This is a genomic window from Heyndrickxia sp. MSNUG, from assembly GCF_049532715.1.
Taxonomy (GTDB): domain Bacteria; phylum Bacillota; class Bacilli; order Bacillales; family Cytobacillaceae; genus Mesobacillus.
Genome location: NZ_CP150978.1, coordinates 4,272,707 through 4,288,048 on the forward strand (window position 1 = coordinate 4,272,707; position 15,342 = coordinate 4,288,048).

12 protein-coding genes and 1 other annotated feature are annotated in these 15,342 nt (G+C 43.7%); of the genes, 4 read left to right on the top strand and 8 right to left on the bottom strand.

The genetic code is table 11. The features are described from left to right. Window positions 1-2 precede the first annotated feature (2 nt). Window positions 3-1,238, bottom strand: coding sequence for an MFS transporter (locus AABM38_RS21595; protein ID WP_423408216.1), 1,236 nt, complete (start codon window positions 1,236-1,238; stop codon window positions 3-5). 139 nt (window positions 1,239-1,377) lie between these two features. Beyond that, window positions 1,378-1,637 (top strand) — a binding site (T-box leader). Between the two features lie 91 nt (window positions 1,638-1,728). Between AABM38_RS21595 and AABM38_RS21600 the strand changes: the two genes are divergently transcribed. The 4 genes from AABM38_RS21600 (at window position 1,729) to AABM38_RS21615 (ending at window position 6,982) form a co-directional block, all read left to right on the top strand. Further along, entirely contained in the window at window positions 1,729-3,066 is a 1,338-nt protein-coding gene (locus AABM38_RS21600) for a sodium-dependent transporter (RefSeq protein WP_423408217.1), read from the top strand. Window positions 3,067-3,216: 150 nt separating this feature from the next. Next, window positions 3,217-4,734, top strand: coding sequence for a spore germination protein (locus tag AABM38_RS21605; RefSeq protein WP_335378514.1), 1,518 nt, complete (start codon window positions 3,217-3,219; stop codon window positions 4,732-4,734). Window positions 4,735-4,749: 15 nt separating this feature from the next. Then, a complete protein-coding gene (locus AABM38_RS21610; protein ID WP_335378513.1) occupies window positions 4,750-5,874 on the top strand; it encodes a GerAB/ArcD/ProY family transporter in 1,125 nt (374 codons plus the stop codon). Next, window positions 5,861-6,982, top strand: coding sequence for a Ger(x)C family spore germination protein (locus AABM38_RS21615; protein ID WP_423408218.1), 1,122 nt, complete (start codon window positions 5,861-5,863; stop codon window positions 6,980-6,982). Before AABM38_RS21610 ends, AABM38_RS21615 begins: the two co-directional genes overlap by 14 nt. 147 nt (window positions 6,983-7,129) lie before the next feature. Here AABM38_RS21615 and AABM38_RS21620 read toward each other — a convergent pair whose 3' ends face one another. The 7 genes from AABM38_RS21620 to AABM38_RS21650 form a co-directional block, all read right to left on the bottom strand. Continuing rightward, the gene (locus AABM38_RS21620; protein WP_423408219.1) at window positions 7,130-8,323 is read right to left on the bottom strand and encodes a PDZ domain-containing protein; all 1,194 of its coding nucleotides are present in this window, start codon (window positions 8,321-8,323) and stop codon (window positions 7,130-7,132) included. A 194-nt stretch (window positions 8,324-8,517) separates the two neighbouring features. After that, window positions 8,518-9,966 (bottom strand): S41 family peptidase, encoded by a 1,449-nt coding sequence (locus AABM38_RS21625; protein WP_423408220.1) that lies wholly within the window; start codon window positions 9,964-9,966, stop codon window positions 8,518-8,520. A 203-nt stretch (window positions 9,967-10,169) separates the two neighbouring features. Next, window positions 10,170-11,486: a murein hydrolase activator EnvC family protein gene (locus AABM38_RS21630; RefSeq protein WP_423408221.1), complete on the bottom strand. Its 1,317-nt coding sequence runs from the start codon at window positions 11,484-11,486 to the stop codon at window positions 10,170-10,172. A gap of 93 nt (window positions 11,487-11,579) precedes the next feature. After that, the gene (ftsX, locus tag AABM38_RS21635; protein WP_423408222.1) at window positions 11,580-12,473 is read right to left on the bottom strand and encodes a permease-like cell division protein FtsX; all 894 of its coding nucleotides are present in this window, start codon (window positions 12,471-12,473) and stop codon (window positions 11,580-11,582) included. Continuing rightward, complete coding sequence (gene ftsE / locus AABM38_RS21640; protein WP_335378507.1) at window positions 12,463-13,149, bottom strand: cell division ATP-binding protein FtsE; 687 nt, start codon at window positions 13,147-13,149, stop codon at window positions 12,463-12,465. The genes ftsX and ftsE overlap by 11 nt, the downstream gene beginning before the upstream one ends. A 476-nt stretch (window positions 13,150-13,625) precedes the next feature. Then, window positions 13,626-13,940 (bottom strand): cytochrome c551, encoded by a 315-nt coding sequence (gene cccB / locus AABM38_RS21645; RefSeq protein WP_335378526.1) that lies wholly within the window; start codon window positions 13,938-13,940, stop codon window positions 13,626-13,628. A 50-nt stretch (window positions 13,941-13,990) separates the two neighbouring features. After that, window positions 13,991-14,854, bottom strand: a complete 864-nt coding sequence (locus tag AABM38_RS21650; RefSeq protein ID WP_423408223.1) for a YitT family protein — start codon at window positions 14,852-14,854, stop codon at window positions 13,991-13,993. Between the last annotated feature and the right edge of the window lie 488 nt (window positions 14,855-15,342).

A 15,342-nucleotide genomic window follows, 5' to 3' on the forward strand; every position in this document is an offset into this window, starting at 1 on the left:
TTTTATTCATTCGCTTTTTTTACAAGAGTCTCTTTCAACCGGAAGAATGAATTGACTCCAGCCAGGAATGGCAGCAATGCCACTAATCCAATTGCCCAGCTTACACCGAGCAAATCCGCTATGATCCCGGCAAACAAAGCGCCAAAAGCATAGCCGCTGTCACGCCAGAAGCGGTAAACGCCCATAGCTGAGGCGCGCCATTCCGGCGGAGCAACGTCGCTAATGGCTGCCTGCAGGGTCGGATAAACCATGGCTGTGCCAAGGCCGAGCAGGATGGCTCCCATCATCCATAGGCCAAACTGGTTAACGGCTAAGATAATCCAGATTGCGGCCGCTTGTGTCCACATTCCATAAGTGATGAGCAGTTTTCGGCCAACCCTGTCACTTAGAACTCCGGTAAATAATTGAAATAGTCCCCAGGCTGCAGGATATATGGCAACGATTGTTCCGATTTGCCCAACGCTTAGGCCTTGAACGGTAAAAAACAGCGGGAAGAGCCCCCAGGCCATTCCATCCTTTAAATTGGTTGCAAGTCCAGCAAAGCTGATGCTTGAAAGACTCCTGTTCTTCCATGTTGTCAGCGCAAAAACTTCTTTTGCCGATTGCTGGGCTCCGTTATGATGCGCAGCTGATTTTTTAATCTGGAGTCTTAAGTGTTCACTCGTGTCTTTAACGGCAAGCGATAATACTATTCCGATGATCACAATACCTATCCCTATATAAAACGGTTCTGGTCTAAGTGAATAAGATGAGGCAATGAAACCTGATATTGCCGCCATAAGGGCAACCCCAGAATAGCCTGCAAATTCATTCAGCCCGACTGCAGTTCCCCTTTGATCTGCTTTTGAAAGATCGATTTTCATATTGACGGTCATTGACCAGGCAAGTCCCTGGTTTATACCAAGTAATATATTCGCAGCAATGATGACCCACCAGGCATGAGCATAAATAATTAAAATCGGCACGAATAGCCCGAATGTCCATCCAAGCAATAGTACCTTTTTCCTTCCAAGGCGGTCAGCAATTTTCCCAGCAAAATAGTTTACAATCGCCTTTGAAAAACCAAAGCTTATGATAAAAGAAAGTGCAGCACTTGCTGAAGCCAATCCAAACTGCTCTTCTCCAAGCAAAGGCAATACAGTCCGCTCAATCCCTACCATTGACCCGACAAACAGGTTCGTCACAACCAATAATATAAATTGCAGGATATTCTCCTTTATGCCAATTTTAATGTTCACCGTTTTTTCCACCTTATATTCATTATACCCATATGAGTATAACACCATTTCTAAAACAAACATATTTTTTTATCTCTCTCAAAGCAACTTGACACAAACTCATTATCATACTATAATTTCGAGAAATATATTTTAATAAGTTGAAGCGTTGAAGAGAGTATAGTAAGCCGGTCTCCCTGTTATAAAGAGAATCAGTGGTTGGTGGAAACTGATACAAAGGCCAGGTGAATTTCGTTCTTGGAGCTTTTCCTTTTGATTCGCAATCTAATCTCGGAATGCATTTTCCTGAGATTAGATTGCGAATCAAAAAGGACGGTTCAGGCCGTTATCTTAAACTTGAGCGGGAAGCAGGCTTGCTTCCAAATAGGGTGGTACCGCGTGTTCAGCCACGTCCCTATCCAGATTGATGGATAGGGATGTGGCTTTTTATTTTGCCCTCTTCCATCTCCATCATTCTGGCTGAAAATACAGAGAGAAAAGGGAGATTCAAATGGAGAAGGAACAATGGTCATCGAAGATTGGTTTCATTTTGGCAGCGGCCGGTTCAGCAATCGGAATCGGGGCAATCTGGAAGCTGCCGTACGTAACAGGCGTGAGTGGCGGCGGAGCGTTTTTCCTGATGTTTATTTTATTTTCACTTTTCATCGGTCTGCCCCTGCTGCTTGCTGAGTTCGTCATCGGGCGCAGCACTGGCAAGGAAGCCATCCGCGCTTATTTAGCCATTGCTCCTAAAGGCAATTGGCACTGGATTGGGATACTCGGTGTTGTTACCTGCTTCGTTTTACTCAGTTTTTACAGTGTTGTCGGCGGGTGGATTACCCTTTACTTCGTTAAGGGTCTAGCGGGCGGAGTTGTCCATCAGGGTGCTGACTATGGTGAACTTTTCGGCAAGACGATCAGCAGTTCATGGACTGTGCTTACGGCCCAGGCTGCGTTTTTACTCATCACGATCGTTGTCGTTGCCAAGGGTGTGCAATCAGGAATTGAAAAAGCGAGCAAAGTCCTGATGCCCGCATTGTTTGTCTTGTTTTTAATATTAATTGTCCGTGCACTGACTCTGGAGAATGCAATGGAAGGCGTAACATTCTTCCTGGCACCTGATTTTTCGAACATCACTTCAGAAAGTGTCCTGTTTGCGATGGGTCAGGCGTTCTTCTCGTTAAGCGTCGGTGTTTCGGTCATGGTCACATATAGTTCTTATCTGCCAAAAAATGAAGGCATCGTCCAGCCAGCCCTTTCCGTTGTAGGGATGAATTTGTTCATCGCACTTCTTGCCGGTCTTGCTATCTTCCCTGCCGTGTTCTCGTTAGGATTTGAACCGGCTGAGGGTCCAGGTTTATTGTTCATCGTCCTGCCAGCTGTTTTTGAAAAACTGGTTTTCGGCGAGCTATTCCTGCTGCTCTTCCTGGCCCTGTTTTTATTCGCGACATTGACTTCGGCATTTTCAATGCTCGAAATCGTTGTTGCGACCCTTTCAAAAGGAGACCCTAAGAAACGGACTGTCTTTTCATGGATCGCTGGAGGATTGATTTTCCTGTTAGGGATTCCCTCTGCTCTATCATTCGGGACATTGGCTGAGATGACGATTTTCGGAAAAAACATTTTCGATTCCGCGGACTTCCTTGTCAGCAATATACTCATGCCGCTCGGAGTTCTGTTGATTTCAATCTTCGTACCTCTGAAAATCAAGAAAGAAGTTTTGCGCCAGGAGCTGCTGCATAATTCCAAGTCTGGAAGCTGGCTATTTACCCTCTGGTACAATGTCATGAGGTTTGTTGTGCCAGTAGTGATTGTGATTGTTTTTCTGGATTCATTGGGGATTATATAAAGGCGGAGCACAGGGACGTACCCTGTGCTCCTTTTTTTGCTTCCACGCTAACTCCAGCCATTCTCCTCCTGGACCTTTATTCCATTAAAATTTGCATAATTCCGCTGGCAAAAGCTAACGCTTATATCAGAAAGAATGCGAGGGGATATTATGTTTTTCAAGAAAAAACATGCAGAAAAATCTTCTTCTATTAAGTCAAAGGGAGCAAAAAAAGAAGCAGAACTAGTTCCTTCATCGAAAGAACTGTTTGCAGATGAATTTAAAAGAAGGTTTCACTATAGTGCGGATTTTAAGCTGATTGAAATTTCTCCATCAGTCACAATCGTTTATTTTGATACCATGATCGACGCTTCTATTCTTAATGAGGAAATTGTACCTTTGCTCAAGCAAGAAACTGCAGCTACGCCAGCTGAAATCTTTAAAAAAATCAATATAGCCAACAAACAAACAACCGATTTCCTTTATGAGGCAATTGATAACTTGTTGAAGGGCTCCATACTCATGCATGTGCATGGTCATCCGTGTACCATTTCAGCGAACATCAAATCAGATGTCAGCCGGTCTTTGGCAAAGCCTGAGAATGAATCACAGGTTTTGGGTGCACAGCTCGGGTTCAATGAAAACCTTGATACCAATATTTCACTTGTGAGAAGGTACTTGACCAATCCGAACTTGTGCAATGAATCATTTGATGTCGGACTGCAAACAAAAACTAGTATATCCCTGCTCTATATCAAGAGTATTGCTGACGATGATATGGTAGAAACAATGCGGCAGCGGATTATCGACCTTAAAATCGACAGTCTCCTTGACAGCTCGGTATTGACTCAGCTGCTGGATGACAATTCTCTTTCCATCTTTCCGCAGATGATCCTGACCGAACGGCCCGACAGATCCTGCTCATGGCTTCTTGATGGCAAGCTCGTAGTCATGGTTGATGGAAGTACTCAGGCAATTGGCTGCCCTCTAAGTTTTATTGAGTTCTTCCAGAGTATGGAGGACCAGAATGTCCGCTGGCATATTTCAACCTTTTTAAGGATATTGAGGATCATCGCCATGTTTCTGTCCATTTTTTTTACAGCTATATATGTGGCTGCCCTTACGTTTCACTACGAAATCATCCCTCAGACACTTCTTATACCGCTGAGTGAATCAAGGTCAAGGGTCCCGTTCCCGCCAATCATCGAGGCCCTGGTTTTGGAATTCACGATTGAACTGTTAAGAGAAGCTGGCGCACGGCTGCCAACCAAGGTAGGCCAAACGATGGGTATCGTAGGAGGTATCGTTGTCGGGACTGCCGCAGTTGATGCAGGGTTTACAAGCAATATCCTTATTATCATCATTGCCCTTAGCGCTCTTGCTTCATTTACGACACCAAGCTATATGATGGGGAATGTCATCAGGGTGCTGAGATTCCCATTGATCCTCCTCGCTGGATTTTGGGGATTCTATGGTCTCTCGCTGGGAATGGCTTTCTTGCTCATCCATCTTTTAAAACAATCGAGCCTTGGAACCCCGTTCCTGTCGCCATTCTATCCTCCCCGGTTTGGAGACTGGTGGGATAGCATATTTCGCTTTCCGTTTCCTTTTACCTTCAGAAGGCCGACCCAAGCCCGGCCTAAAGACAGGATAAAATACAATCCACAAAACAATGGAGGAAATGACTAATGGTGGTGTGTTGATATGAAAGTGTCGTTCCAGCCGAAACCCCAGTCCCTTGTAAATGCATTCCTGATTTTTTTCATCGTTCATTCCATGCAGGTCGGCGTAGGGGTCCAAGGGTTCCAAAGAATTATCTACATGGAAGCAAAACACGATGCCTGGATATCCGTCATCATCGGAGGAATCGCCACCCAGATTGTCGCCTGGGTGATGGTGAAAACTCTGAGGATTTACGATTCTTCTGATTTATACGGCATACAGTACGATATTTTTGGCAAATGGCTTGGTAATTTGCTGAACTTATTTTTTGTCCTTTACTGCCTGAGCGCCTTTTATGTGATCATCCGCAATTATATTGAAGTCATCCAGGCCTGGGTGTTTCCCGATCTCCCCACCTGGTTTCTCTCCCTTACCTTGATTCTGCTCGTGGGCTATGGATTATCAGGAGGATTCCGGACTATCGTAGGGGTCAGCTTTTTTAGTGTGGTTGGCTCCCTTTGGGTGATCCTATTGCTTGGCTTTCCGATTCAATTTTCTCATGTGGAATACTTATTTCCACTATTCGAGGCAAGCATCCCAGACTTGCTTCGAGGAGCAAAGCAAATGACTTTTACTGTACTTGGATTTGAGATCATCTACTTTGCCTATCCCTTTTTAAAAGAAAAGGACAAAGTCAATAAATATATGCAGCTTGGCATGCTTTTTACAAACATCCTGTTCCTTGTCCTGATGGTCGTTTCCCTTACATTCTTTAGCGGCGGCCAGCTGGAAAGGACCGTATGGGGGACACTGTCGATGTTTAAAATCGTTCGCCTTCCTTTCATCGAACGCTTTGAATATGTAGCAATTACCTATTGGATCATCCTGATTATCCCGAATCTGCTGCTGTATATGTGGGCAGCCTGCAGGGGGTTCAAGAGGATGTTTAATTTGAATGAGAGGAAAGTGGCCCGTTATTTCCTTGTTTTGCTCTTTGCCACTATTCAATTTCCTTTAACGAGAATCGGAATCAATATGGCAAATGATTATTTTGCCAAAGCAGCCTTTTATCTCATTCTATGCTATCCGCCGCTCTTGTTTTTTATTGCGTGGATTAAAATGAAACTTTCTAAAAGCAAGGAGGAGTCGGTTAATGAGAAAAGCTAGGATCATCACTAGTTTTCTTATCATACTGCTGTTGACTGCTTGCACAGAAATGAAAACACTGGAAAAAATGGGAATGATTACGACACTAGGCTATGATTTGACAGAGGATAAAAAAATTCTTACCACGATGGTATTGCTGCAGATCGATCCCGAAGCTCCAAGAAACACTGGTGTCCTATCAGCAAGAGCGGTAACCAGCAAAGGCGCCAGAATCGCAGCAGACCTGAAAAGCCCCAAAAAAATGCAATCTGGTCAGCTACGGGTCGCACTCTATAGTGAGGATATCGCCAAACAAGGAATCATTAATCTCGCGGACACACTTGCCCGGGATCCTTCAATCAGTGATTTAACCTATCTGGCTATTGTGGAAGGAAATGTCGAGAATTTTTTAAAGCGTCAAAATGACCAATTCACCGATATCGGCCAATATGTATACAAAGAGCTCGATCAAAATATCAAGGGTGAGCTGATTCCTTCGTCCACCCTTCAGGAAGTCATGCATGATTATTATGCAGTGGGTGTGGACCCTCTGCTCCCAACCATGAAAGCGGAAGACGGACAGGTGAAAATTACCGGAATGGCCCTGATGGAAATGGATAAGATGGTGGGGAAAATCTCGGCTACCCAGGCTTTTTATATCAAACTGATCAATGACCGTTTCGAAGCCGGCTCAGTCGAACTGACATTGAACAAAGATGATATAAAGTTCACCGAGCAAGATGGACAGACCTCTGAGCTGGCCGTTGTGCTGGATACGATCACAAGCCGGAGTGACATCAAGCTCATCAATAAAGATATACCTGAATTCAACATGACGATCAAACTTGATTCAAGGCTATTAGAAGTCAACCAGTCCTTGGATCTTAAGAATCCTGCTAATGTAAAAAATTTAGAAAAAATCATTTCTAAAAAAATGAAATCCGAAGTAGAAAATCTGCTGGAGTACACGAAATCAAAGAAATCCGATCCATTCGGCTTTGGAGAGGTTTACCGAAGCTCGGTAAAACACACAAATCTTACCCATTCCAAATGGCATGATTTATATGATAAAAGCAAAATAAACGTCATCATTGACTTTACAATCATTCGGACAGGTGTCGTTGAATAAATCCAAGCCATGTTGCGGTAATGCGGTGAAGCACAGGGGGTCAGACCCCCAGCGCTTTAACGTGTGAATGCGAAAAACAGCGGGTGGCCCTTAGGGTCACCCGCTGTGCTTGTTATTAAACTTATTTTAGTATGGTGCTGATTTGATCTACACCACCGCGCTGTCCCACTTCTTCTCATCCTGTACGAAAAGGATTCCAAGCTCGTGGTGATCGCCTTCGTACAATGCCCTCTGTACGAAACGGATCTGGCCGTTTGTATCGAGAACTTCGAGTTTACAATGTGCTCCGTTGCGCGAAAGTGCTTCATAAAAGGTCTTTTCATCATGGACTGTACTGCCATTGACCTTTGTGACTAATTCACCTACTCCTAGGGCCATTTTATCTGCAGGGGATTGTGGAATGATGCCGAGGATCATGACACCATGATTCTTTTTTGAAAAATAGGACGGCCTGTTGTCTTCTTGTATCCTCTGGCTTAACGTTAAGGTTTCCCGTCCAATGATCGCTAGCGCGACAGCAGCGATGGATGCTATCGGGTACCAGTAGCCTGCTGCAGCAACGAGAGCAATTAAGATTCCAAGACCCATCACCCGGCTGCCCAATTGATGAACGGCCTCTGTCGGCAGCATTCCCTGGATTTGTTGTTGCATCCCAATCGCAAATGGCACAAGCAGCAATGAATATGTATGATCACCTATCGTAAACACCGGCCACCACTCGAACGGCATGGACAGCACATCGCCCGGAATTAAGAGAAATACCGGGACCATCCAAAGACGTTTTACTTCATGAACACCAACTGTTTGGCCTCGTTTACTCTTTACTAACTTAGGTGACGTTCCCTTTTTACCGTTTCGTAAAATCAGCACACCTTCACCGATGGTCAATAACGCTAAAACAATAGCGATGGATGGATAGATTTTCTCATCCAGACTCGCAAATGAATCACCTATAAATGGAATGTAAATCTTTTTACCTGATAAAAAGATCAGGGTAAAAAAAGCTGCGCCAATCGTATAAGCAGGCGCCAGCAGCCTGATTTCCGTTGTCAGGCTAAGCAGCAGCGTGAAAGCAGCTACTAAAAGAATGGCGGCAAACGGAATCGGTATGCCAGCCGCTATAGTAACGACAGAAATGATAAGCCCAATCAGCAGTCCTACCGGAAATAGCTGTCTAAGTTCAAAATAAGCATCCATCGCCCTTACAGTGAAATTTTTCCGCTCCCGCTTCACTCTTGATATTCCAAGATACAAAGCTAAACATATAGATAAATAAAACACAGGGTGAAGCATAAGCTTACCCGTCCCTTTTAGAAGTTCAATGAACCAATCCTGTGCCACCCCTATGTCACCAGCCTTTAAACTTTAGTATGATATTAAGCTAATTCTATCAAATCTGGAACCTAAAACCTATTAATAGTTTTGAATTCTTGATGGGATTTTTTTCTTTTCTTTTACGACCAGCGGCAAAAAAATCCTCTACCAAAGACAAAAAGCGCTGTCCCCCGAATAATCTGAGGGACAACGCTTATCTTTTATCTCGCCAACAGCCGCAATGCGGTCTGCAGCTGGACGTCATTTTCTTCCTTCTTCATCTCTTCTCTTGCTGCATCTTCAAGTGCTGTTGCCGTCTTAGCATCAATCACACCGGTTACCTTCATGCCGCTTTTTCGCTGGAAGGCCTTAACGGCCGTTTCAGTTTCCTCACTGAAATATCCATCTTGGCGGCCAGGCGCAAAGCCTATGCCGGAGAGGATTTCCTGGGCATTTTTCACCTGTTCATTGTTCGAATCGAGCTTCAGTGGCTTTTCGACCTGGATAGGGTGGGTGTTAAAAATAGCGGGCTGGCTGACTTTCACCGTTGGCTCTACTCCTTTTTTATGGATCCAGTTCCCGTCCGGTGTCAGCCATTTAAACAGCGTCAGCTTGATGTTGCTGCCATCGCCCATTGGTACAGCCTGCTGGACCGTCCCCTTGCCAAACGTTTTCTCGCCAATGGTTGGGTAGCCTCCTGCTTCCTTAAGTGCACCTGCTAAAATTTCAGATGCTGAAGCACTGCCTTTATCCGTGAGCACACCAATCGGGTAGTCTTTCTCTTTTTCCAAAGTAGAGAAATAGCGCGTCTTTTCCCCGCTTCGCTCCTCGATTTGATAGAGTGGTTTATCCTTTGGAATCAATTCTCTTAATATCTCTTCCACACTCGATAACAGACCTCCTGGATTGCCGCGGACATCGATCAGCAAAGAATCCATTCCTTCTTTTTCAAGCGCTTTTAACTCCTTCGAAAATTCTTTAGATGTATCCTCGGAAAAAGAGGTGATCTCCAGATAACCTACCTTTTCGCCGTTCACCTTTTTCAAACCTGAATGGACTGTGATTTGCGGAATTTCATCTCTCACTACTTTTACCTTTAAAGGCTCTCGCAAGCCCTTACGTTCGATTTCCAGCTCTACTGCTGTTCCCTTTTTGCCGCGGATTTTCAAGGTTGCCTCATAAAGATCCAATCCTTCAATGCTTTCCCCATCTACCTTCAGAATTTGATCATTCGGTTTTAGTCCTGCTTTTTCCGCTGGAGAATTCTTGAATGGTGAGACGATCATGATTTTCCCATCCACCGTACTGACCTCGGCTCCAATCCCTTCAAATGAGGACTGCAGGGTGTCATTGAATTGCTTGGCGGTTTCCTTGTCCATATAGACAGAATAAGGGTCCTCCAATGTAGACAGCATCCCTTTAATCGCGCCTTCAACTAGCTTCTTTTCTTCGACCTTTTCTACATAGCTGTTAAAAATCAAGCTGTATGCCTGTTCGACTTTTTCAAGACTTTCCGGACTGTTGGACTGAATATCAGCATTTGGCGGCGGTACAATTTGACGTTCTAAGATACCCGTATTGCTTTCATACCATTGCATTCCGGCATATGTACCACCTGCTCCGGTGAGCAGTGAACCCGCCATTAAAAAGGCAATCCACTTTCGTTCCATTGCCATGCTCCTCCCTGTTTACCGCAAAACATTCTACTCTGCCGTAAAATTTTCTATTAATCTGCTTTCCATTATATGACGAAGGTGGACAGGGTATGAAGGATTAATTTTTGCGCTCAGGTGCGAAATGGTATAATTTCCAAGTTTGTTTCGCTGGAATCCGGGAAAACAAAAAAGGAAGAGACAAAGTCTCTTCCTAAGTTTTAATTCAAGTATGGGATAGGGTCAATCGCATTCGATTTAGCTGCATTCCATTCGCCTTTGTGTAATTCGAAGTGCAAATGCTGTCCAAATGATTGTCCAGTGTTGCCCATTACACCAATTTGCTGGCCTTTATTCACTACTTGACCGCTGCTGGCAATACGGCTGCTCATATGTGCGTAAACAGTCGTATAAACTTGTCCGTTGATTGAGTGAGCAACAAAGATACAGTTACCATAGCTCGAAGAATAATAAGAACGGATTACTACGCCATCCGCAGCAGCTACAACTGGTACGCCGCTTGCTTTATTGGCAATATCAATACCCGCATGGAAGTCTCCCCAACGTGAACCCAATCCAGAAGTAAGTCTTCCATTTGCAGGCCACATGAACATTCCATTTGATACAGGTGGTGCTGACTGTTGTACTGCCGCAGGTGCTGAGCTTCCGCCACCGCCGCTGTTTTTGCTTTGCTGTGCAGCCCTTTGACGTGCAAGTTCAGCTTGTCTCGCACGTTCAGCCGCTGCTGCAGCCTGACGCTGCTGTTCCAGCTGAATCGCTTTCTGAATTGCTGATGATTGCGCAGCTAAAATTTCATTTTGTTCTTGTAAATTAAGATTTTCTGTGTGCAATTGTTTTTCTTCACGCTTAAGCTTTGCCATTAATTTATTCTTTTCGCGGATCTTGGCATTAAGACCATCTTTTAAACCGACTAGATCCTGCTTCATTCGCTGAAGCAATGCGAGCTTTGATTCTACTTGCTGCTGCTTCGTTTCAAGCTCTTTCTTGTCTTTTTCATGCTGTTCAAGGATATCCTTGTCAGCTTGGACAATTGTTGTCACCGCGCTGACACGGTCAATGAAATCACTGAAGCTTTGAGCTCCCAGCAGGACGTCCATATAGCTTACTGTTCCCCCGCTAAGCTGCAGGGAACGAGCTCGGTCCTTAAGCAATTCATTCCGCTTTGCGATTCGCTCTTCTAAAACAACGATCTCGCCTTTTAAAACTTCGATTTCTTTATTTGTAGTCTCAATTTCAGCATTCTTGGCTGTGATTTTGTTGGTCGCATCTTCAACAGCTAAATCTAATCTTTCCACTTGTGCTTCAATAGAGTTTTGCTCAGATTGAAGCTCACCAATCTTATTTGTCTTTTGCTTGATTTGTTGGTTCACACCAGAGCGCTGGTTTTCAAGCTTATCTTTTTGTGCTTTTAAATCTGAAATATTAGCAGCCGATGCATGATCGAATGTTATTGGGCTTACTAGGGAACCCAGGCTTAAAGTACTGACTACTGCTAGTGAGAGTATCTGTTTTTTCACTAGAACTATACCCCTCTCATACTTTTGATAGTTTCGTAACTTTGTCTTTCTATCTATCGTCTATTGGTTATTAAGTGTTTACTAGTTATCTAATTACACTTTCAAAAACTTGCGGACGGACATGAGACTTCCCCAGATTCCAATCGCTGCGCCCATTATGATCAGGATCGCTGATAATTGGTAAACAAACGGGTTGAATTCAAGCAATTTAATGAAATGGTCTTTCAGTTTTTCATTGAGGAAATCGTATGCATAATAGTACGCACTTGAAACGACTCCAATCGGGATGATTGCCCCGAGTATCCCCAGCCACAATCCCTCAAGAAAGAATGGCCATCTGATAAAGTTGTTCGTTGCCCCTACAAGCCTCATAATTTCAATTTCACGCCTGCGGGCCATAATCGTAATTTTAATCGTGTTGGAAATCAGGAACATCGCTGTAAAAAGAAGTCCTACGATCAATACAAGGCCGACATTCCGGCTTATTTTTATAAAACTGAAAAGCTGCTCTACCTTGCCCTGCCCATATTTGACAGAGGCGACGTATTCAAATTTTTCAATCTGCTTGGCAACTTTCATTGTATCGGTTGGATTTTTCGTCTTTATGACGAACACATCATTTAAAGGGTTATCTTGTTCAAAAAGTTTATAAGCTTCTCCTTCGTCACCCATGCTCTCAATTAAATTATCAAGCTCTTTTTCCTTAGGAGAAAACTTAATATCTTTGATCCCTGGAACTTGTTTGATTCTCTGTTCCAGCACCGCTTTATCTTTGTCGTTCGCTGCCACATCCAAGTGGACGCGTATTTCTACATCCTCTTCTATGGTGGATGCTACTTTATTGAGATTCATCATAATGACGAAAAAGACACCGACCAAAAGCAAGGTAACCGTTACGGCACTGACCGACGCAAACGTCATCCAACCATTTCTGCCGAGGCTCTTAAAGCTCTCACGGACATGGCGGCGGAAGGTTCTAGCTTTCATATCCGTATTCACCTTTCATTTCGTCACGGGCAATCCTGCCGTTTTCAATCGCAATGACGCGATGCTTGATTGTGTTGACGATTTCTTTGTTGTGGGTAGCCATGACTATGGTGGTTCCCCTTAAATTAATTTCTTCAAAAATGTTCATGATTTCCCAAGAAGTTTCTGGATCAAGGTTTCCTGTTGGCTCATCCGCAATGACTACTTTCGGTGCGTTCACTATTGAACGTGCGATGGCAACACGCTGCTGCTCCCCGCCCGACAGTTCCGTAGGAAGCGCTCTCGCTTTGTGTTTCAGCCCAACAAGCTCCAATGTCTCCATGACACGCTTCTTGATATATTGAGGCTGCTCTTCTATTACTTCCATTGCAAATGCGACATTTTCATAGACTGAAAGAGTCTGCAGCAATTTAAAGTCCTGGAAGACAACACCGATATTGCGCCGGAGCAAAGGAACCTTGCTTGCCTTAAGCTTGGAAAGGTTCACACCATTGATTGTGATTGTGCCCTGGGTTGGCTTAATTTCTCGGTACATCATCTTTATAAAAGTAGATTTCCCAGCTCCGCTCGGTCCTACCACGTATAAAAATTCACCAGGATCTATATGAACATTTATCCCATTAGCGGCAGTTACGCCGTTTGAGTATGTTTTGTATACATCTTGCATATCAATCATTTCTGTATCACCTTAGATAGTTAGTCTTATCAATCGGCTAATCTCGACAATTTGTAACAAACCTATTATAGCATCTATTTATAGCAAAAAAACCCTTTTATTTATTACAGTTTCTTTTCAAAACAGGATTTTATAACCATTTACTTCCTTAAATGCTAGATTAATCTAGCATTTTTACAACCATTTTATAGAGCTATATAGCTAGTTAGCGCGGTTCTTAGCGACTTAACGGGAATTTCTAAAAAGTTAAATCTTCAGTTTTATTACAATCCCGTGACCACAGTTTGACAAATTATGTATAGCTAAAAAGTTTGAAGAGGAAGAGCTTTAGCACATTAACGCATTGGGGGTCTGCCCCCCCGGACTTTAAAGCATTAACGCGATGGGGGTCTGACCCCCGACACTTTAAAGTGGTAAAGTTTTGCATGCAAAAATAAAAACGTCCTGGGTTTCAGGACGTTTCATTGGAGCGGTTATTACTTTTTGCTTGCTAGCCATTCTGCTACTGCTTTTGCATCGTCGCCTTCTAATAGCTTCGGAGGCATTGCGCCTTTTCCGTTTGCGATTGTGCTTTCAATTTCATCTTGAGATAAGCGTGATCCAACGTCGCTAAGCTTTGGTCCTACTCCGCCTTCAAGATTGCCGCCATGGCAGCTTGAGCATTTCTGGTTAAACAGCTTTTCTGGATCGGCACCTGCTTTATCTCCGCCAGCTTCGTCGTTACCGCCGCCACCGCAAGCTGCAAGTGCTAAGGAGGTTCCCATTAATAGAGCTAATAATTTCTTCTTCACCATAACTCCCCCTAAGAAAATTTTACATACACAGCTATTTTATACCAATACTAAGCCCTTTTAAAACCCTCGCCCAATACCTCTGAAGCATCCATAACGATGACAAATGCAGCAGGGTCAATGGATTGGACCAATTGTTTCAATTTCGTGAACTCTGTTTGGTCAACGACACACATGATAATTGGCCGTTCCTGATCGGTATAGCCGCCGTATGCTGATAGTTTTGTCACACCACGGTCAATTTTATGCAAGATGGCTTCACGAACTTCTTCCTGACGGTTTGTAATGACCATCGCCATCTTGGATCGCCCAATTCCAACCTGTACAAGGTCGATCGTTTTACTCGTCACATAAAGCCCTATTAGCGCATAAAGCCCTCGTTCAATATCAAATACGATAGCTGCTGATATGACGATCAAACCATCAATCAGCGCAACGCAGGTCCCAAGTGAGAGACCCGTGAACTTGTGAATGATCTGTGCCGCTAAGTCTGTACCCCCCGTTGACGCATTGCCGCGAAAGACAATTCCAAGTCCTAAGCCAACACCAATTCCGCCGAACAACGCACCAAGCAAGGGATCCAATGTCCACGGGTCCCACTCTTTTGTTAAAAATACAACCAATGGAAGAAAAATGGTCCCTGCAAGAGTTTTATACCCATATTGACGCCCAAGTAAAACAACCCCTGCGATAAACAAAGGGATATTAAAAGCCCACTGCACATAAGCAGGCTCCCAGCCAATGGTTGCATCCAAAATGGTACTGATCCCGCTCACCCCGCCGGAAGCTACCCGGTTTGGAAGCAGGAAAACATTGAAGGCAATTGCGACAATACCTGATCCAATTAACACATATACATACTCGATCAGCTTTTCTAAAGTTGGATTTGATGTATGATTCCGCCTCTTTTTCAACTTTCTATCCCCTTTTTTAATTAATCGCCGCTTTACTATAGTTAAATCTATCAAGTATTTTGGATTAACTCCAGTAAAGCTCCGATTCCTTCATCAGTAAGAGTGAAAATAATTCCTCCTGATGGAAAATTCACCTTTTGCCGTGAGTGAGTATAGCATGTGCCGGATATGCTGTAAACGCTAGTAGTGCACCGTGTTAAAGGAGTAAAAGAAGTTCTTGATATTAGTGAGTCACCTTGTTGCGGAGGCTAAACAATTTATATAGAAACAACCCGGTTTCTTAAAAATTGCAACTTAAAATGTGTTTTTCCTTCTTTAAGTTTGTGAAATTATGAACAATTTTTGACGTTTCATCAAATACCCTTACCCGTAATAAAAATTTGTGATATATTTCACGTATAAGGAGGCGATTACATGATTAGTCTTACCAGCAAAGTGGATTTTTACGAGAATTCATTCGATTTGCTAAAATCAATCGCCAATCCAAT